Genomic DNA, 17538 nt, shown 5'->3' with positions numbered 1-17538 from the left:
ACCCCGGAAATCGGCGACGATTTCCGGGGTCATTCTTTTTGGAGAGAAATCGGTTAAGCAGAGGCCGGCTTGAAGCTCAGCGCCACGCCGTTGATGYAATGGCGCAGGCCGGTGGGCGGCGGGCCGTCGTCGAAGACATGGCCGAGATGGCCGCCGCAGCGCCGGCAATRCACCTCGGTGCGAGTCATGCCGAGCGAATTGTCCACGGTCTTGCCGATGGAGTTGGCGATCTCCTGATAGAAGCTCGGCCAGCCGGTGCCGGAATCGAACTTGGTTTCCGACGAATAGACCGGCAGGTCGCAGCCGGCGCAGGCGAAGATGCCCTTGCGATGCTCGTTGAGCAGCGGGCTGGTGCCTGGATATTCCGTGCCCTGCTTGCGCAGCACGTCGAAGGCTTCGTCCGACAGGATGGCATGCCACTCGGCATCGGTCTTGGTGACCTCGAAGGTCTCGGCGGCCAAGGCTGGCTTAGGCCCGCCGGCGCGCAGCATCGCTGCGGATCCGACGATGAGAGCGGTGGCGGCTGCCCCGCTCCAGAGAAAATCGCGACGGTTCATGGCCGTTCCTCCTGACGCATTTTGCCAAGATAGAGCGCCGCCCGGAAATCAAAAGCCGGTGACGCTCTGTCCGTTCTTGCTCGGATGCTGCTCCGCGCCGCCCTTACGGGACAGCGCGGAGCACACCCTTGTCGGCGGCGCGGATCTTGGATGTCRCGGCCGGCGCTCAGCCATGTCTTCGCCGGCCAGGTCCGCTTTGTTACATCTTCGGCCCGCTTTGTTACATCTTCGGCAAGAGAACCTTGTCGATGACGTGGATGACGCCGTTGGACTGGCGGACATCGGCGATTGTGACGTGGGCGACATTGYCGTTCTCGTCGGTGACGGTGACCTTGCCCTTCTCGGCTTTCAACGTCAGCTCGCAGCCGCCGACGGTCTTGACCTGGTGCGCRCCGCCATCGGCCTTGGCCATCTTGGCGACATCGGCGGCCAGCGCCTTGGCGGCGATGACGTGGCAGGTCAGCACCTTGGTCAGCTTGTCCTTGTTCTCGGGCTTGAGCAGAGTGTCGACCGTGCCGGCAGGCAGCGCCGCGAAGGCCTCATTGGTCGGCGCGAAGACAGTGAAGGGGCCGGCGCCCTGGAGCGTGTCGACAAGGCCGGCGGCCTTGACCGCGGCGACCAGCGTGGTGTGGTCCTTCGAATTGACGGCGTTCTCGATGATGTTCTTCTTGGCATACATCGGTGCCCCGCCGACCATCGGATTGGCGGCGTAGGCGACGGCGCCGAGCGCGGAAAAGCCGAGCGCGGAGGCAAGCAAAAGGGTGGCGAGTTTACGCATGGTGTCAGTCTCCTCGGGTTTTTCTTCCCATCCTTGGGAACGCGAGGAGATACGGGCTCGAAAAAAGTAAGTTTCACGACCGTTGCGAGATTTTTTTCTTGCTCGATTTATTTCACCTGCGCTATCCGTGACGGCATAGGACTTTTCTCATCCGCCATAGGTGAGAGATAAAACCCTTTTTTTCTTCTTTGGAACCGCGTCGCCTGGGATCAGATGCCCTTCAGGTCACCCGCGGCGACGACCGGACCGGTCGGCTGGCCGGTCGGCGAACCGCCCGAAGGCTCGAGGCTGACGGCGAGCACGGCGCCTTGCGCGAGTTTCTGCTGGACGGCGGGCGCGACCGGCATGCGCGCGGTCTGGCCGGCCGGGATGACGCCCATCGAGACCGGCGCGTTTTTGCCTTCGATCATCCACAGCTCGAAATCCTTGCCGGCGCCGCGCTCGCCGGAGACCAGCGACAGGCCGACTTCATGGCGGGCGGCGTCATAGACGGCAAGGTATTTGACGTTGCTGTTGTCGGCGGCCAAAGACGCCACCAGCCTGGTCTCGGGCGGGCGGACCGGCGGATTGACGTAAGGCAGGGCGACATAGACGGCCAAAGCCGCAATCGCGGCGGCGGCGAGGCCGCGCCAGAAGGCAAGGCTCGTCCACAGGCTACCACTCGGCGCGCCGGATGTGGAAGCGGACGATGCGAACAGGCGGCGGTCGATCGCCGCCTTGACCGAAGCCGGCGGCTCGACCGCGGCGTAGGCAGCGGCCATCGGCGCAAAGTGCACCTCCCAGGCATCGACCAGGCGGGCAAGGGCCGTCTCGGTGTCGATGCGACGGGACGCGATCTGCCGCTCGTCGGCTGGCAGGACGCCGAGAACGTATTCGGCGGCGAGCAGGTCGTCGCCTCCGCGTTCCGGTCCGTTGTCTTCCGCCAGCGTCATCTTTCCAGGCATTCCCTCAGTTTGAGCAGGCTTCGCCGCAGCCAGGTGCGCATCGTGTTCAGCGGAACCTTGAAGCGCTCCGCCAGCTCGGCATAGCTTTCGCCGCTCAGATAGGCGCCCCGGACGGCCGCCGCCCGGTCTTTCTCCAACTCGTCAAGGCAATGGTGGATGCGTTCGGTCTCGCCGCCCGCGACAGCCATGGCCTCAGGTCCCGGCGTCGGATCGGCGACGTCGAGAGCTGCGTCGATATTGGCGGAAGGACTGCGCCGCGCCCTGATGCGATCGATCGCATGGTTGCGCGCGATGGCCACCAGCCAGGAAATCGGGCTCAGATCGGAAACCGCGAAACGGTCCGCTTTCGTCCAGATCTTGACGAAGACTTCCTGCAGCGCTTCTTCCGCATCACCCCGGTCCCTCAAGACACGAAGGCAAACGCCGAAAAGTTTCCCGCTGGTCTGCTTGTAGAGCAGATCGAACGCAGCCCGGTCCTTCATCGAAGTCCGGACGATCAGCTTGCTGATGTCCTGAGGCCCCATGGCGGCAAATTAGAAGATTGCGATTTAATTGCAACGGGCCGACCAGTCCGCCGAAGATTGCCGTACCGTGAGTTCTATCGAATCCCGATTTCGATTTGCAGCTTCATGCGATAGATTTTGGCAAAAGAGGGGGGCGGCGATGTCGATCGAGCGCGTGCTTTGGGAACAGGATGCGACCGGACTTGCCGAGCTCGTCCACAAAGGGGAAATCTCGCCGCTGGAGCTGGTCGACGCGGCGATCGCGCGCGCCGAGGCGACAAGGCCCGACATCAACGCCATCGCTACGCCGCTTTACGACGCCGCGCGGGCGCGGGCCAAGACCGTCGACCGCACGCTGCCGCTGGCTGGCGTGCCCTTCGCGCTCAAGGATCTCGGCATCGGCCTCAAGGGCGTGCCGATCCATGGCGGCAGCCGCATCCCACCGTTCACAGCCGATTTCAACTCGGTGATGGTCGAGCGCTATCTCGCCGCCGKCCTGATCCCGATCGCCACCAGCACCTCGCCCGAGCATGGGCTGAGGCTGATGACGGAGTCGGCCCGCTTCGGCATCACCCGCAATCCCTGGAACACCGGCCATACCACGGGCGGCTCGTCCGGGGGCGCCGCCGCGCTGGTGGCGGCGGGCGTGGTGCCGGCGGCGCATGCGTCCGACGGCGGCGGCTCGATCCGCGTGCCCTCCGCCTGCAGTGGGCTGGTCGGCCTGAAGACCTCGCGCGGCCGCGTGCCGCTGACGCCGCTCGTCAGCGAAAGCTGGTACGGCATGGTCGTCGATCACGCCGTCAGCCGCTCGGTGCGCGATACCGCGCTGCTGCTCGACCTCACCCATGGCGCCGATCCGCTGTCGCCTTACGCAGCACGGGAGCCGAAGGGGTTCTTCGCGGTCGCCGCGGCGCGCGACCCRGGCAAGCTCAGGCTCGCCGTCTACCGCAAGTCGCCGCTCGGCCTGCCGATCTCGGCCGAGACGCTCGCGGCGCTCGACACCGCGGTGGCGTTGGCGCGCGAAGGCGGCCACACGGTGGAGGAGATCGAGCTGCCTTTCATCGGCCGCGACTTCATCGCCGATTTCTGCCGGAGTGTCGCCTCGGCCGTCGCCGGCACGCTGCGGGGCGAGGCGCAGCGCGTCGGCCGGCCGGTGACCGGCGAGGTCGAGCGCGCGACGCGTGTGCTTACCCGCCTCGGTGAAATGCTGTCCGCCGGCGAAGTCTATGAAAGCGTGCAGCGGCTCAACGCCACGGCGCGGCGGCTGATCGAAGAGACGGCGCGTTTCGACGCCGTGCTGATGCCGATCATCGCGCATCCGCCTTTGGCCTGCGGGTCGATGGACCCCAAGGGCGCCGACGAGTTCCTCGAGAACGTGCTCGACAAATTGCATCTGACGAGCCTGCTCAAGGTCAAGTCGTTCTTCGGCCAGCTGATGGACAAGAGCCTGTGGTTCACCCACTGGCCGGCGATCCAGAATGTCAGCGGCCAGCCGTCGATCGCGCTGCCGGTGCATGTCACCGAAGCCGGTCTGCCGCTCGGCATCCAGGCCGCCGGCCGGCCCGGCGACGAGGAGACGCTGCTGTCCTTCGCCGCGCAGATGGAAAAGCTTTCAGGATGGCTGGAACGGCGGGCACCGCTCAAGGTGCCGGCTTAAATCGCATAGGGCGTTCCCCTCTCCGTCTCGGCTTCGCCGAGCCACCTCTCCCCCACGCACACATCTTCTGTGACTGGCGCGCCCGGGCCTCGGCTTGATTGCCACGTGGTTCCCCCAATCCGTCGCTGCTTCGCAGCGCCACCTTTCCCCCCTCCGGAGGGAAAGGAAGGGAGCCTTGYTGGAGGAGCGTTGGCGGCAAAAAGCTTGGCGCCCTTCCTCTACCCCGTCGATCGGGGGAGAGGTGGCTCGGCGAAGCCGAGACGGAGTGGGGGTCGACCAGCGCTACATGGGACAATGCATGCGCCAAGCAGCCATGCACGCTATCGCCAAAGACCAGCCGCTTGGAAATGTGTGCATGCCGTGGCCCACAAAGTGAGCCGCGAAGCGGCCGGAGAGGGGGCTAGCGCCGCCATATGTGGTTACATGGCTTGGTCAGCGCATGATTTCATCTTTGTGACCGCAAAGCCGTTTGCGGCCTGCGGCAATTCCCGCTAAGACCCGGCCGTCCTTTCTAGAAGCCGGGATCACATCGATGACGGACGTCGCCGCCAACGCCGAAATGCAGGCCGCGCTGCTCTCGCGCGCGCTGCCTTACATGCAGCGCTACGAGAACAAGACGGTGGTGGTGAAATATGGCGGCCATGCCATGGGCGACACCGAGCTCGGCAAGGCCTTCGCCCGCGACATCGCGCTGCTGAAACAGTCCGGCGTCAACCCGATCGTGGTGCATGGCGGCGGGCCGCAGATCGGCGCGATGCTCACCAAGATGGGCATCGAATCCAAGTTCGAGGGCGGCTTGCGCGTCACCGACCAGAAGACGGTCGAGATTGTCGAGATGGTGCTGGCCGGCTCGATCAACAAGGAGATCGTGGCGCTGATCAACGCCGAGGGCGAATGGGCGATCGGGCTCTGCGGCAAGGACGGCAACATGGTGTTCGCCGAGAAGGCGCGCAAGACCATGATCGACCCGGATTCCAACATCGAGCGGGTGCTCGATCTCGGCTTCGTCGGCGAGCCGGTCGAGGTCGACCGCACGCTGCTCGACCTTCTCGCCCGCTYGGAGATGATCCCGGTGCTGGCGCCGGTCGCGCCGGGCCGCGACGGCCACACCTACAACATCAACGCCGACACGTTTGCCGGGGCGATTGCCGGCGCCTGCCGCGCCTCGCGCCTGCTCTTCCTCACCGACGTGCCCGGCGTGCTCGACAAGGACAAGAAGCTGATCGACGAGCTGACTGTCGCCGAGGCCAAGGCGCTGATCAAGGACGGCACGGTGTCGGGCGGCATGATCCCGAAGGTCGAGACCTGCATCGAAGCGATCGAGCGCGGCGTCGAGGGCGTCGTCATCCTCAACGGCAAGACGCCGCATTCGGTGCTGCTCGAGCTCTTCACCGAGCACGGCGCCGGCACGCTGATCGTGCCGTAACCAGGCAAGCTCACAGCGCTATCATCAGCCGGCTAATCTTCTATCTTCCGACAGGCGCTGCCCTTCGATGACGGGCGCGACCGGCTTTCGTGCCGGCCGCCGGACAATCATGGATTCCTCCTCGGCGTCCTGCGGCGCGCCCCAGAACTCGGCGAGCGTCGGGCCATCCGTGACGCGCCGGTCGCGGGCCAGAAACCCCCAGACTTCGCGGAACCAGACGCGGCGGCCCATCTTCGTATACCAGCGCATCGAATGGCGCTGCTCGGGATCGGGGTGGAACAGGATGCGCGCCAGCGCCTTCGGCCGCGACTGCACGGCGACCTCGATCAGCTTGACGGCGAAGAACAGCATCCACGGCTTCAGCCGGGTCATCGCCAGAACCTGGTGCTTGTAGTCCCAGAGGCGCATGTCCTTCTGGATCACCTTGCGGTCGGCGGCGATACGGAAGAACGGCGTCCAGCGATGCGGCGTGACATAGAGCGCCTGGATCTGGTCGGGATCATAGGCGATGAGCTGGCGGAAGCCGCGCCAGAGATCGCGCAGGGTCTCGTCCTCGAARCCGGCCACCCAGGTCGCCATCGACAGGATGCCGTGCCGCCTGAGCAGCCGGATCGCTTCGCGGTCGGATTTGGTGCTGCCGCCCTTGCGGATCAGCGACAGCGTCTCCTCGTCGGTGTTCTCCATGCCAAGCAGCCAGCGGATGACACCGGCCTTGCGATAGAGATGCAGGCTATCGGCATCGCGCACGATGTCGTCGGCACGGGTCGAGCCGACGATCAGCACCGGCACATTCTCGGCGATCATGGCGTCGAGAAAGGCGCGCCAGGCTTTCTTAGAGGAGGTCGGGTTCTCGTCCGCCAGAYTGATCAGCTCGACRCCGTGCTCGCGATAGAGCCAGGCGATCTCCTTGGCGAACTTTACCGGGTCGCGGTGGCGCCAGCGGGTCCAGAAGCCGCGCTGGCCGCAATAATTGCACAGATGCGGGCAGCCGCGCGAGAACTGCATGACCACGGCCCGCTTGCCGCCCCAATAGGAGTAGCGGCGATGATCGATCAGCTCCCAGCCGACGCGATAAGCGTCGAGATCGGCAATGGTCATGGCCGGCTGCGTGGCGACCGGATGGCCGAGGTCATCGCGATAGGCGATGCCTGCGACGCTTCCCACCGGCTGGCGCATCTCGATCGCCTCGACCAGCGCCGTCGCGGTCGCCTCGCCCTCGCCGCGCACGATGAAATCGAAGACGTCGGTCGCCGCCAGGATGTCGCGCCAATGATAGGTCGGGAAGACGCCGCCATAGATGACGATGACGTGCGGCGCGCGGGCCTTGATCATTTCGGCGATCCGCAGGGACGTCGGATGCGCCGAGGTCGACCCGGAATGGCCGATCAGGACGAAGTCAGGATCATTGCCCAGGGCCTCATCGACCAGCGCGGGAAGCGGCATCGGCCCGAACTCGGCGTCGACGAGGCGCACCCGATGGYCTGAATCGATCAACGGACCGCCGATCGCCAAAAGCCCGAGCGGCGGCAGATGGTCGTCGGGCACGCGGCTGCCGATTGCGGTGTGCGGCGGGTTGATCAGCACGATGTTCATGGCGGACCTCCATATTGGGTCCGCTTGTGCTAGAGGCCGATGCCGAAGCCGCCTTGGCGCGGTTCAGCAGTTTCCCCGCAGCTTTTCGGGAGAATCGCCCGATAGGCTCAGTAGCTAACGCCGCAGATGGCTCAGCGGCACGTGGCCGGGACCCTTGATGTTCTGCAGCACCAGTTGCGTGTGGACGTCGCGCACGCCGGGCAGCCGCATCAGCCGGTGCATGACGAAGGCGTTCAAATCGTCCACCGACGGCACCATGACATGCAGGAGGAAATCGTGATCGCCGGTCATCGTCCAGCAGGACGAGACCTCGTCCATGCGCTGCACGGCGGCGATGAAGCTTTCCGGCGAGCCATCGCTGTGGCTGACCAGCCGCACCTGGATGAAGACCTCGACGGTGAGGCCGACGGCGCGGCGGCTGAGCACAGCGGCAAAGCCCTTGATGATGCCGGTTTCCTGCAAGGCCTCGAAGCGGCGCGCGCAAGGYGTGGTCGACAGGCCGATCTCCTGGGCCAGCTCCGAGACGGGCTTGCGACCGTCGCGCTRCAGGATGTCGAGCATCTTGATCYCGAAATCGTCGAACTGAGGCATATTTTCTCGGTCTCGCATGGGTCTGAGTGATTTTACCTCAAAATCAGCAGACGAGCTACAAAACAGGCTGATTTGCCTCAGCGATCGCTCCTACACTCGCTTCCACAATCCGCGGATCATGATCTTGAGGAGGATATGATGACGATCAGCGTTGCCGATTACGCCGCCGAATGCGCGGCGCAGGGCCTTCGCGGCGACTATTCGGTGTGCCGCAGCGATTTCACCGTGGCGCAGGGCTACGACTATTCCGCCGAGGAACAGGCGGTGTGGCGCACGCTGTGCGACCGTCAGACGAAGCTGACCAAGAAGCTCGCGCACCATTCCTATCTGGATGGCGTCGCCGCGCTGGGCCTGCTCGACCGGATCCCGGATTTCGACGAGGTCAGCGAGAAGCTCACCAGGCTGACCGGCTGGGAGATCGTCGCGGTGCCCGGCCTGATCCCGGCCGGCCCGTTCTTCGACCATCTCGCCAACCGGCGCTTCCCGGTCACCAACTGGCTGCGGAAGGAAAAGGAGCTCGACTACATCGTCGAGCCGGACRTGTTCCACGATTTCTTCGGCCATGTGCCGATCCTGACCCAGCCGGTGTTCGCCGATTTCATGCAGATGTATGGCCAGAAGGCCGAGGACATGATCGCGCTCGGCGGCGACGAGATGATCACGAGGCTCTACTGGTACAGCGCCGAATACGRCCTCATCCAGGAGCCCGGCCAGCCTGTGAAAGCCTTCGGCGCCGGGCTGATGTCGTCCTTCACCGAGCTGCAATTCGCGGTCGAGAGCAAGGACGCCCACCATGTGCCGTTCGACCTCGAGACGGTGATGCGCACCGGCTATGAGATCGACAAGTTCCAGCGCGCCTATTTCGTGCTGCCGTCCTTCGATGCGCTGCGCGATGCTTTCGCCAAGGGCGACCTCGCCGGCATCGTCTCACGGTTCAAGGGTCAGCCGGCGCTCGACCCGGYAACGGTGTGAAGTCGGTTTTCGCCCAACCGACAATCGGGGCGGTTCAGTTGCCGGAAGGTAACTGGACCGCTTTGACCTTTTGCAATTAGCTCCCCAGCACTGGGATTTTGACGGTTGGCTATGTTTTGCGTCGGCGGGCGGCATGCCTTGACGGTTGGCCGAAACACCCATCGCGATCGTCATCCACGGGCGGAGCAAGGAGCGAAGCGACGCGCGCAGACCCGAGGATCCATTCCGTGACGCGTGAGCGCTGCTGCGGTGCAGAATTCTGCTCCGCAACGTTCTTCGATCAAAGTCACGGAATGGATTCCAGGGTCTCCGCGACGCCGCTTCGCGGCTGCTCCGCCCTGGAATGACGACGTTGGAAGGCTTTAGCCATCCCCCAGTGTTTGCAGCGATTTCACGGAACGGTGAAAATCGTGCCCGTCGACAAACGGCAACCTTTCAAAATCCTGCGCTAAAACCTCTCGTTATGCCTTATCGGGCTCGGCCTTGATCCTGGCCAGCTGCTCGCTCTGCAGGTCGAGCGCGGCGTTGATGAAGCGCAGCACGGTCGCGAGTTCCGCATCGCTGAAGCTCGCCACCACCTTCTCGCCCTCCCGCGCGATCGCGCCGTAGTAGCGCTCCGACAATTCCCTGGTCAGGTCGGTCGCCTCGATCACCACCTTGCGCCTATCCTCCAGGCTGCGGGTGCGGGTGACATAGCCGCGCGCCTCCAGCCGGTCGATCAGGGCCGTCACCGCCGCCGGCGTCAGTCCCGTCGCCGCCRCCACCGCGCCCGCCGATTGCGGTCCGGCATAAAGYAGGCTGAGGCAATGTCGCTCGGCCGCGATCAGCCCGAGYCGCGCGCCCACMGCTTCGTCATAAGCCTGGGTGGYGTCCTGCCAGCGCATGACAGCGAGCCCGACGTCCCGGATCATTTCATCGCGCTTGGTGCTTGACGAATTTATTTCGATCATCTAACTATCGACTTGTCGAACATTCAGATTATCGTATCAATATGCGATGACGCCCTTGCAAGACAAGGGCAAAGTCGCCGACAAGGAGTGAACAATGAGCCTGATTCAACAGCGCACCCCTCTCTCGAACGAGGAGGAATACAAATACGCCAAGCTGGCGATGGAATGGTATGGCTGGGGCTCGCCCATCGGCCTCGGCATCCTGTTGGTGGCGCTTGCCGCCGCGGCCGTGCTGGTGCGCATCRCCGTCTACGGACTGTAAGCGAGCTCGCAATTTCCCCCAAAGGCGCGCCAGGGCGGCGCCGGTTGCCGCTCCAGGCGCCGGCGCCGCCGGCGTTTTTGACATCAGACGGCGATCACCTTGCTCAGATGCTCGCCCAGGCGGCAGGCGAGCGCGGTGATGGTGGTGGTTGGGTTGCACTGACCCGACGTGCAGAACACCGAGGAGCCGCCGATATAGAGATTGTCCATGCCATGCACCTTGCAATTGGCGTCGACGACGCTCTTCAAGACATCGGTGCCCATACGGGTGCCGCCCATATGATGGTGGCCCGCCGTCTCCTCGTTGGTCGGATAATCGCCGCCATTGCTGATCCACTCGTCGATGCGGACACGGCCGAGATTCTTCTGCGCCAAGGTGGTGCCGAACAGCCTGAGGCCCTCCAGCAGGGTGCGGCGCTCGAGCGGCGACTTCTTCCAATGCAGTTCGATGYGCGGCACGCCGGCGTGATCGACGTCGGTCTTCGACAGCTCGATCTGGTTCGAGGCGAGCGGCGCCTGCTCCCAGGCAACGTAGAGCTGGGCGGCGCAACGCAGCCTCTGGTCCAGCTGGGTCGACATCCACTCCGCCATGTTCGGCGCGGTGCAGGCAAGATCGGCGATCAGCTTCTTGACATTGGGATAGGGGCTCTCGATCAGGCGGATGCCGAAATTCATGATCTGCAGCCGCTCCATCGCGGCAAGCGTCGGCGAGAAGAAGGCTTCGTTCGAGGCGTCGACCTCGAACTCCGAATAGTTGGCAAGAATGGCGTTGCCGCCCTGGAAGGTCGGATGTTCCATCCAGTAGCGACCGAGCGCTGCCGCATTCGGAACCACRCCGCCATTCGAGCGCTCGTTGGACCACAACAGCAGCCGTGAGTTCTCCAGCCCGCCGGTACAGGTGACGAAATAGTCCGCGCTGAAAGTGCCGGCGTCCTGCCCGTTCGACCATAGCTTCGCACCGGTGACGCGCCTGCCGTCGCCGGTAAGCTCGGTCGCATAGGTGTTGAGCACGACGGCGATGTTCTTGCTCCGGTCGAGCTCGTCGGCGAATTTCTCGCCGAAACGAACCGCGGGGCTCTTGATCAACTGCACCCAGCGTATGTCGTCCGAAACCGGCACATCGGGGCGGAAATCGGGAAGCTCGAGGATGTCATGGACTTCGCCAAGATAGGGCTCGATGTCGGCGCGGCTGATCGGCCAGCCAGTGTCCGGCGCCCAGGCCTTGGGCTCGAAATCTTGGYTGTCGAGCACGCGGCACCAGCCGGCCCAGTGGTTGGACGAGCCGCCCATGAAGCGCAGCCTGGTGATATCGAGGTCGAAGTAGAAATCGCCGACCGTCTTGCCGCGGTAGAAATCCTGCGACTCGTCGCTGAATTCGCGCGAGCCCGCCTCCAGGACGACGACCGGGATGCCGGCGGCGCCGAGTTTCCTGGCGATCGTCGTGCCGGCGGGACCGGAGCCGAGGATGCAGGCCTTGGGTTTGAAGCCGGCCTGCTTATAGGCTTCGTAGCTGTCGAAGATCATGCGAGGTCGCTCCGCCGCAGGATCCAGCCATTGATCTCGACGATTTCATCGGGGTCGATCTCGCCATGGTTGGCAGAGGCCGTCTGGTTGCGGAACAGCGACAGCGCGGGYAGCGCGATCAGCGCCTGAACGATCGCGCGGCGCGACATTTTGCTTATGAACCTGCTCATGACACGCCTCTCGATAGGGCCTCGATCCACGCATGCCGTTCCTGAACGGCACACATGCTGCCGAGGAAGCCAGTTTCGTGCCAAAGCCAGGTGAAAACCGCGTTACACGAGGAAGTTTAGTGCGGTTGAATCTGGACATGGTTAGGGCTTTCCTAAAGCGCGTCGCGCTGGACCCGACTCAGGCGCCACGCTTTTGAGTCCTTGTTTTGACGCATGTCATTGTCCCAAAACCGCTGCGCACTTTTGGCGACATGCACGACGCCTGCGGCGAAGCTTCAAGCCGCTTCCGGAAGCTCGCGGTCGAGGATCGAAAGATTGCGGCCGCGGTTCTTGGCCTCGTAAAGCCTGCGATCGGCGGCGCGCATCAGATCGGAAACGGTCGCGCTCTCGCCGCAGCTTATGCCGCCGATCGAGACGGTGAGCGGCACGGTGCGTTCATCGACGGGGCGGAAACGGATCAGCTCGACCTCGCGGCGGATRCGCTCGGCGACATGCTTGGCTTCCGCTTCGCTGGCGCCGACCAGGAAAGCCGCGAACTCCTCGCCGCCGATGCGGCCGAGCACGTCGCCGCTGCGGATGCCGCGCTCGATGGCGCCGGCGATCAGAAGCAGCGCTTCGTCCCCCGTCAGATGACCGTAGCTGTCATTGATCCTCTTGAAGTGATCGGCGTCGATGATCAGCAGCGCGCCGCGATCGCTCTTGCGCCGCGACCCGTCGAGCGCGGCAAAGAAGGTTTCGCGGTTGAGCATGCCGGTCATGTCGTCGCGGCTTGCCTTTTCCGACAGGCGCCGGTGCGCCGCCGCGAGCTGCGCATGGGCCCGGGCAAGCTCGCGATGGGCGTTCTGCAACCGGTCGCTGTGCCAGAAGCTGCCGGCGCTGGCGGCCCAGGCGAGCACGAGCGGGCAGACCGTCGACGCCAGCCAGACGGTGCGGCTCATCGGAAAGCCCATTGCCGGAACCACAATCATCGTCAACAACAGCGAGACAGCGACCGAGGCGAACGCCACGGCAGCGGCCTTCAGAAATATGCGACTCATCATTTGCTCCCAACGGAGAGCTTCTGTGCCAGCAAGCGTTAAAGGCGACCTTTCCGAGACTTTTAAAATTTGAAATGAGACGCCATTTTCACACTTCGTGACGCGCATAAGTTGTGGATAAAATCAGCGCCGGCATGCCATAAGAAAACCATGACAACGACACCCGATCCCGCCCGCTTCGCCCATGTCACGGACTGGGTGTTCGACCTCGACAACACGCTCTATCCGCATCACTCGAACCTGTTCGCGCAGATCGACGTGAAGATGACCGCCTATGTCGGCGAGCTGCTGACGCTTTCGCGCGACGAGGCGCGGAAGCTGCAGAAGGAGCTCTACCTGGAATACGGCACGACGCTGAACGGGCTGATGAAGCGGCACGGYATCGACCCCGACGATTTCCTCGAGAGGGTTCACGACATCGACTATTCGCGGCTGGTRCCGGATCCGGTGCTGGGCGCGGCGATCCGCCAGCTTCCCGGGCGCAAATTCATCTTCACCAATGGCGACCGCAGGCATGCCGAGCGCACCGCGCGCCAGCTCGGCATACTGGAACATTTCGACGACATCTTCGACATCGTCGCGGCCGGGCTGAACCCCAAGCCGGAGCGCCAGACCTATGAGCGTTTTGCCGAATTGCACTCGGTGACCGGACACAATGCGGTGATGTTCGAGGATCTGGYGCGCAATCTGGCCGTGCCGAAAACGCTTGGTATGACGACCGTGCTGGTGGTGCCGCGCAATTTCGAGCCGACCTTCTCGGAGATCTGGGAACGCGACCCGGCAAACGAGGACGACGTCGATTTCGTCACCGACGACCTCGCTGCCTTCCTGACCGCGATCGTCGACGTGGTGGCCTGAGTTCTGTTTGYGTTGGCTGGCGGCATGCCTTGGCGGAAGCCTGGGCGACACGCGCTAGACTAGTCGAAATCCGGAATCGTGCCGGGCGGCAGTCCCAGCCGGCCGTTCAGCTCCTTCAAAAACCGGCACAGGCCCGGATTGCCTGCGGCTRCCTGGCCGTTGCCATTGCCGTCGGACGAATAGCCGTTGCCATGGCCATTGCCGCAATTGGCGTTGCCGTTGAAGCTGCCGCCGTTGAAATTACCGCTGAAGCTCCCGGCATTGCCATTGCCGTTGAAATTGCCGCTGTTGCCGTTGCCATTGAAGTTGCCGGTATTCCCGTTGCCGTTGAAATTCCCGGTATTGCCAAGGCCGTTGGTGACGCCGGCGCCGATCGGAAGGTCRGAAAACCTGACCAGGGTCGAGGCATCGGCGGCCAGGAACGCGGCAAGCAGCGTGCCGAGCGCAAGGCCGTTGCCRTCAAGCAGCCTCGCCGCAACCCGGCGCTTGCGAKGCCGAACGGACGCAGGTGATCTCAAGCCGGTCATCAGTGGTTTCCCCGRCCGTTGTGATTGCCGTTAAAGGCGCCGACATTGCCGTTGCCGTTGAACGAGCCGCCGTTGAAGTTGCCGTTGCCGGCGCCGATGTTGCTGTTGCCGTTGTATTGGCCGGTGTTGGAGTTGCCGTTGAAGGCGCCGATGTTGCCGTTGCCGCTTGTCGGCGAGGTGTTGTTGTTGCCGTTGAAGGCGCCGACATTGCCGGTGCCGCTGTTGAAGGCGCCGACGTTGCCGGTGCCGCTGTTCTTGTAGCCGACATTGCCGCCGAAATTGCCGAGCGGGTCCATGCTCCTGACGTTGGCGCCGATGGCTTGGCCGTATTTGCCGACCGCTCCCTGGACGGCCGACATGCCGAAGGCCTGGCTGCCCGTCGCGGTGTCAGCCTTTGCCGCGGTTGCGCTCAACAATCCCAGGCATAGCGCCGGCCCCAGGCTTAGCACCGGTATGACGTAGCGTTTCATCTGCGGACTCCTTCCATGGCTTGGTTTTTGAATTGGGCTTTTGAAATCGGGACCTGCTTCAAAAAATGATTGGGCTTCGAAAAGGACTGGGACCGCCGGCGACATTCGCGATAGCCTTGCGCGGGGGACGGGCGCTTGGCTCGGCGGTCCCAGAGCCATCAGCGTCTTGCCAAACCAAAGCTTGGCGACACTGGCGGTTGGACGGCGCTAGTGGTTGCCGTTGCCGTTTCCGTTGCCGTTGCCGGCGCCCCAGTTGCCATTGCCGTTGGCATTGCCGTTGCTGATGCCGAAGTTGCCGTTGCCGTTGATGTTGCCGTTGCCSAGGCCGAAATTGCCGTTGCCGTTGCCGTTGCCGTTGGCGGCGCCGGCATTGAGGTTGCCGTTATAGTTGCCGTTGAAGGCGCCCATATTGGCGTTGCCGTTGCCGTTGCCRTTACCGAGGCCGAAATTGCCGTTGCCGTTGAAGTTGCCGTTGAAGGCGCCGGTGTTGGCATTGCCGTTGCCATTGCCGTTGCCGACGCCGACATTGCCGTTGCCGTTACCGTTGCCGCTACCGACCGAAAATGCGGATGCCGAACCGGTCAGAGCCGACAGGACGGCCGCGGCCAGGATGATCTTTCTCATGACGTTCTCCTTGGTTTGCGTTGAGCTTCCCGGCCAATTCAAGATGACCGGGAGGACGCTTCAAGGATGCACGCTGAAACAGYGCCGATGAATTCGGGCTGATCGGCAGGTGCCGTCGGTTTTTCTTCTGATCCCGGTGTCRGGAAAAGTTGAAGGGATGGGGAAAAAACTGACAGGCATAAAGGCATATGCCGGGTGTATATTGCGCGCACATTCATGCCTTTTCTCGCCGACCGGCGGGTGGCTTGCGACCCCCGCGACGGCAATGGGAAGAGAAGGGTTGATGTGGGCGGGTATGACCATAGGCAAGGACGACAAGGCCCTGYGCCGTAAACTGGCGCGGCGTTTGATCGCCGTGCAAGAAGAACAGCGCCTGCGTCTGTCGCGCGAGCTGCATGACGATCYGGGCCAGATGCTGGCCAGCATCGCGCTGGAGTTGCACAACGTCCGTGCAGGCTCCCGGGAACTGGACGATCGCCTCGCGCGCGCCACCGTGCTCGTCGACCAGTTGAGCGCCAAGGTGCATGACGCAGCCTGGAGTCTGCGGCCCGCGGATCTTGACCGGCTTGGACTTCGCGCCTCGGTCGAGGATCTGGCCACCATGCTTTGCGCGCAGCTTGGCATTTCCTGCGACGTGGATCTCGAAGCCCTTTCGAGTCCGCTTCCTCGTGAAATCGCCCTGACTCTTTACCRCATTGCGCAAGAGGCCCTCACCAATGTCGGCAAGCATGCCCAGCCGAGCCGCGTCAGCGTGACGGCGCACATCCACGACGACCGGATGCGCCTGACGATCGAGGATGATGGCCGCGGCTTTGACGGCGGCGCCGAACCTGGCCCGGGCCATCTGGGGCTTGCCGGGATGCGGGAGCGCCTCGCGCTGGTGGGAGGCGAATTGACCATCGAAACCGCCATGACGAAGGGGACCACCGTTTACGCGGACGTGCCTTTGGCAGGTTGAAGGGGGATGAACGGCAGCGCTTTTCAGCGACAATGCGATCAGGCGGGGAAATGGCGGCGGCGGCCATTGGCCTGTTCGAGCTTCCGGCAAGTGTTTGTTTTTGCGTGGTTCCGGATGGAAAACTGCCGTGCAGTTTTCGCAGAAATTCATCTAAGTGAAGCGCTGCACATCCCGGACATTACGCCACGGCTTACAATCCGGCATCATTGGGTTAGGCGGGGGATGGCTTACCCGTTGCGGCCGTTAAGGCTTGTTGAGACATACGGGCGTCCCGCGCCAGGCGGGGCAGTTGCCTAGACCATCAAGGACAAGAGGGACCCTTTCCGCGTGACAGGGCCTTYGACAGACTGATGGAGGTTAAGGTGCACTGCAGGCGGATATTCGTGGTCGACGACCACCCGATCATCCTGTCCGGGGTAGGGGCAATGATCAACAGCCAGGACGACCTGACGATCGTCGGGCTTGCCAGGAATGCCGAAGATGCCCTTGAGGGGATCGGCAAGACGCTGCCCGATGTCGCCGTGGTCGACATTTCGCTTCCGGGCGTCAACGGGGTCACGCTGATCGAGCAGCTCGGCGAGCGCTTTCCCGAGATCAGCTGCATAGCGCTGACGGMGCATGAGGACCCCGGCTGCCTGCGCCAGGTGCTGGCGRCCGGCGGACGCGGCTTCGTGGTCAAGCGGTCGACCGCGACGGACCTGCTGCAGGCCATTCGCTGCGTATTGGCCRGCGACAATTATGTCGATCCGGCGCTTGCGGCGCGCATATTGAGCCCGCGCAGCGCCCCGCAGGGCGATCCCGGCAATCTCAGCGAACGGGAACGGTCGGTCATCCAGCTGGTGGYGCTCGGCTATAGCAACAAGGAAATCTCGTCCCGGCTCAACCTCAGCATAAAGACGATCGAGACCTATCGCACCAGGGCAACCGAGAAGCTCGAGCTGCACTCGCGGGCGGCCATCGTGCGCTTCGCGCATCTGAACGGCTGGCTGGCTGAGCTGCCGATATAGGCGGGCCGTGYCGTCCCGGGAACTGAAGAACTGAGGAACTGAGGAATTGAAGAATTGAGGAATTGGAGAATTGAAGAAAAAGGGCGTCCGAATCGTTCTTCATTTCTTCATTTCTTCAGTTCCTCAGTTCT

At 63.6% G+C, this 17538-nt stretch carries 20 protein-coding genes; 7 read left to right on the top strand and 13 right to left on the bottom strand.

The features are described 5' to 3' along the window. Positions 1 to 53: 53 nt before the first annotated feature. The 4 genes from msrB to LCM4576_RS09240 form a co-directional block, all read right to left on the bottom strand. Positions 54 to 557, bottom strand: a complete 504-nt coding sequence (msrB, locus tag LCM4576_RS09255) for a peptide-methionine (R)-S-oxide reductase MsrB (protein ID WP_071031822.1) — start codon at positions 555 to 557, stop codon at positions 54 to 56. A gap of 220 nt (positions 558 to 777) precedes the next feature. Then, positions 778 to 1335 carry a fasciclin domain-containing protein gene (locus LCM4576_RS09250; RefSeq protein ID WP_071031821.1) on the bottom strand — a complete coding sequence of 186 codons (558 nt, stop codon included), beginning with the start codon at positions 1333 to 1335 and terminating at the stop codon, positions 778 to 780. A 209-nt stretch (positions 1336 to 1544) separates the two neighbouring features. Further along, on the bottom strand, positions 1545 to 2267 hold the full coding sequence (locus LCM4576_RS09245) for an anti-sigma factor domain-containing protein (protein ID WP_116389949.1): 723 nt from the start codon (positions 2265 to 2267) through the stop codon (positions 1545 to 1547). Then, positions 2264 to 2803 carry a sigma-70 family RNA polymerase sigma factor gene (locus LCM4576_RS09240; protein ID WP_071031819.1) on the bottom strand — a complete coding sequence of 180 codons (540 nt, stop codon included), beginning with the start codon at positions 2801 to 2803 and terminating at the stop codon, positions 2264 to 2266. The genes LCM4576_RS09245 and LCM4576_RS09240 overlap by 4 nt, the downstream gene beginning before the upstream one ends. Before the next feature lie 139 nt (positions 2804 to 2942). On the opposite strand from LCM4576_RS09240, the gene LCM4576_RS09235 reads away from it, so the two are divergent. Together LCM4576_RS09235 and argB are read left to right on the top strand one after the other, a co-directional pair. Next, positions 2943 to 4439, top strand: a complete 1497-nt coding sequence (locus LCM4576_RS09235; RefSeq protein WP_071031818.1) for an amidase — start codon at positions 2943 to 2945, stop codon at positions 4437 to 4439. Positions 4440 to 4971: 532 nt separating this feature from the next. Then, a complete protein-coding gene (argB, locus tag LCM4576_RS09230) occupies positions 4972 to 5865 on the top strand; it encodes an acetylglutamate kinase (protein WP_071031817.1) in 894 nt (297 codons plus the stop codon). 24 nt (positions 5866 to 5889) lie between these two features. Here argB and bchE read toward each other — a convergent pair whose 3' ends face one another. Both bchE and LCM4576_RS09220 read right to left on the bottom strand, forming a co-directional pair. Then, positions 5890 to 7458, bottom strand: coding sequence for a magnesium-protoporphyrin IX monomethyl ester anaerobic oxidative cyclase (gene bchE, locus LCM4576_RS09225; protein WP_071031816.1), 1569 nt, complete (start codon positions 7456 to 7458; stop codon positions 5890 to 5892). A 114-nt stretch (positions 7459 to 7572) separates the two neighbouring features. Next, positions 7573 to 8049, bottom strand: coding sequence for an Lrp/AsnC family transcriptional regulator (locus LCM4576_RS09220; protein WP_071031815.1), 477 nt, complete (start codon positions 8047 to 8049; stop codon positions 7573 to 7575). Positions 8050 to 8184: 135 nt separating this feature from the next. Here LCM4576_RS09220 and phhA point away from each other — a divergent pair, with 135 nt between their 5' ends. Next, entirely contained in the window at positions 8185 to 9021 is an 837-nt protein-coding gene (gene phhA, locus LCM4576_RS09215) for a phenylalanine 4-monooxygenase (RefSeq protein ID WP_071031814.1), read from the top strand. Between the two features lie 461 nt (positions 9022 to 9482). Here the strand turns inward: phhA and LCM4576_RS09210 are convergent, their stop codons facing one another. Next, positions 9483 to 9971, bottom strand: coding sequence for a MarR family winged helix-turn-helix transcriptional regulator (locus LCM4576_RS09210; protein WP_071031813.1), 489 nt, complete (start codon positions 9969 to 9971; stop codon positions 9483 to 9485). Positions 9972 to 10065: 94 nt separating this feature from the next. Here LCM4576_RS09210 and LCM4576_RS36785 point away from each other — a divergent pair, with 94 nt between their 5' ends. After that, positions 10066 to 10233, top strand: a complete 168-nt coding sequence (locus tag LCM4576_RS36785) for a hypothetical protein (protein ID WP_198540228.1) — start codon at positions 10066 to 10068, stop codon at positions 10231 to 10233. An 83-nt stretch (positions 10234 to 10316) separates the two neighbouring features. On the opposite strand, the gene LCM4576_RS09205 is transcribed toward LCM4576_RS36785, so the two are convergent. The 3 genes from LCM4576_RS09205 to LCM4576_RS09200 form a co-directional block, all read right to left on the bottom strand. Beyond that, entirely contained in the window at positions 10317 to 11756 is a 1440-nt protein-coding gene (locus tag LCM4576_RS09205) for a GMC oxidoreductase (protein WP_071031812.1), read from the bottom strand. Continuing rightward, positions 11753 to 11926: a hypothetical protein gene (locus tag LCM4576_RS36780; RefSeq protein ID WP_198540227.1), complete on the bottom strand. Its 174-nt coding sequence runs from the start codon at positions 11924 to 11926 to the stop codon at positions 11753 to 11755. The genes LCM4576_RS09205 and LCM4576_RS36780 overlap by 4 nt, the downstream gene beginning before the upstream one ends. 275 nt (positions 11927 to 12201) lie before the next feature. Beyond that, positions 12202 to 12963, bottom strand: coding sequence for a GGDEF domain-containing protein (locus LCM4576_RS09200; RefSeq protein WP_040984907.1), 762 nt, complete (start codon positions 12961 to 12963; stop codon positions 12202 to 12204). Between the two features lie 150 nt (positions 12964 to 13113). On the opposite strand from LCM4576_RS09200, the gene LCM4576_RS09195 reads away from it, so the two are divergent. Continuing rightward, complete coding sequence (locus tag LCM4576_RS09195) at positions 13114 to 13821, top strand: pyrimidine 5'-nucleotidase (RefSeq protein WP_071031811.1); 708 nt, start codon at positions 13114 to 13116, stop codon at positions 13819 to 13821. Positions 13822 to 13880: 59 nt separating this feature from the next. Here the strand turns inward: LCM4576_RS09195 and LCM4576_RS36775 are convergent, their stop codons facing one another. The 3 genes from LCM4576_RS36775 to LCM4576_RS35680 all read right to left on the bottom strand — a co-directional run bounded on the left by LCM4576_RS36775 (position 13881) and on the right by LCM4576_RS35680 (position 15442). Further along, on the bottom strand, positions 13881 to 14348 hold the full coding sequence (locus tag LCM4576_RS36775) for a hypothetical protein (protein WP_071031810.1): 468 nt from the start codon (positions 14346 to 14348) through the stop codon (positions 13881 to 13883). Then, positions 14348 to 14818 carry a hypothetical protein gene (locus tag LCM4576_RS09185; protein WP_041009657.1) on the bottom strand — a complete coding sequence of 157 codons (471 nt, stop codon included), beginning with the start codon at positions 14816 to 14818 and terminating at the stop codon, positions 14348 to 14350. The genes LCM4576_RS36775 and LCM4576_RS09185 overlap by 1 nt, the downstream gene beginning before the upstream one ends. A gap of 207 nt (positions 14819 to 15025) precedes the next feature. Beyond that, positions 15026 to 15442: a hypothetical protein gene (locus LCM4576_RS35680; protein WP_052457864.1), complete on the bottom strand. Its 417-nt coding sequence runs from the start codon at positions 15440 to 15442 to the stop codon at positions 15026 to 15028. A 295-nt stretch (positions 15443 to 15737) separates the two neighbouring features. Between LCM4576_RS35680 and LCM4576_RS09175 the strand changes: the two genes are divergently transcribed. Next, complete coding sequence (locus LCM4576_RS09175; protein WP_071031809.1) at positions 15738 to 16400, top strand: sensor histidine kinase; 663 nt, start codon at positions 15738 to 15740, stop codon at positions 16398 to 16400. 383 nt (positions 16401 to 16783) lie between these two features. Further along, a complete protein-coding gene (locus LCM4576_RS09170) occupies positions 16784 to 17407 on the top strand; it encodes a response regulator transcription factor (protein WP_244510729.1) in 624 nt (207 codons plus the stop codon). The last annotated feature ends 131 nt before the right edge of the window (positions 17408 to 17538 follow it).

This window comes from Mesorhizobium sp. LCM 4576, assembly GCF_001854815.1.
Taxonomy (GTDB): Bacteria; Pseudomonadota; Alphaproteobacteria; order Rhizobiales; family Rhizobiaceae; genus Mesorhizobium; species Mesorhizobium plurifarium.
Note: the sequence above shows the minus strand (reverse complement) of the source record. Positions and strands in the feature narration are given on the sequence as shown.

Coding starts and splice junctions, on each gene's coding strand:
- LCM4576_RS09245 (WP_116389949.1), bottom strand. CDS start 2,267: ATGACGCTGGCGGAAGACAACGGACCGGAACGCGGAGGCGACGACCTG.
- LCM4576_RS09240 (WP_071031819.1), bottom strand. CDS start 2,803: ATGGGGCCTCAGGACATCAGCAAGCTGATCGTCCGGACTTCGATGAAG.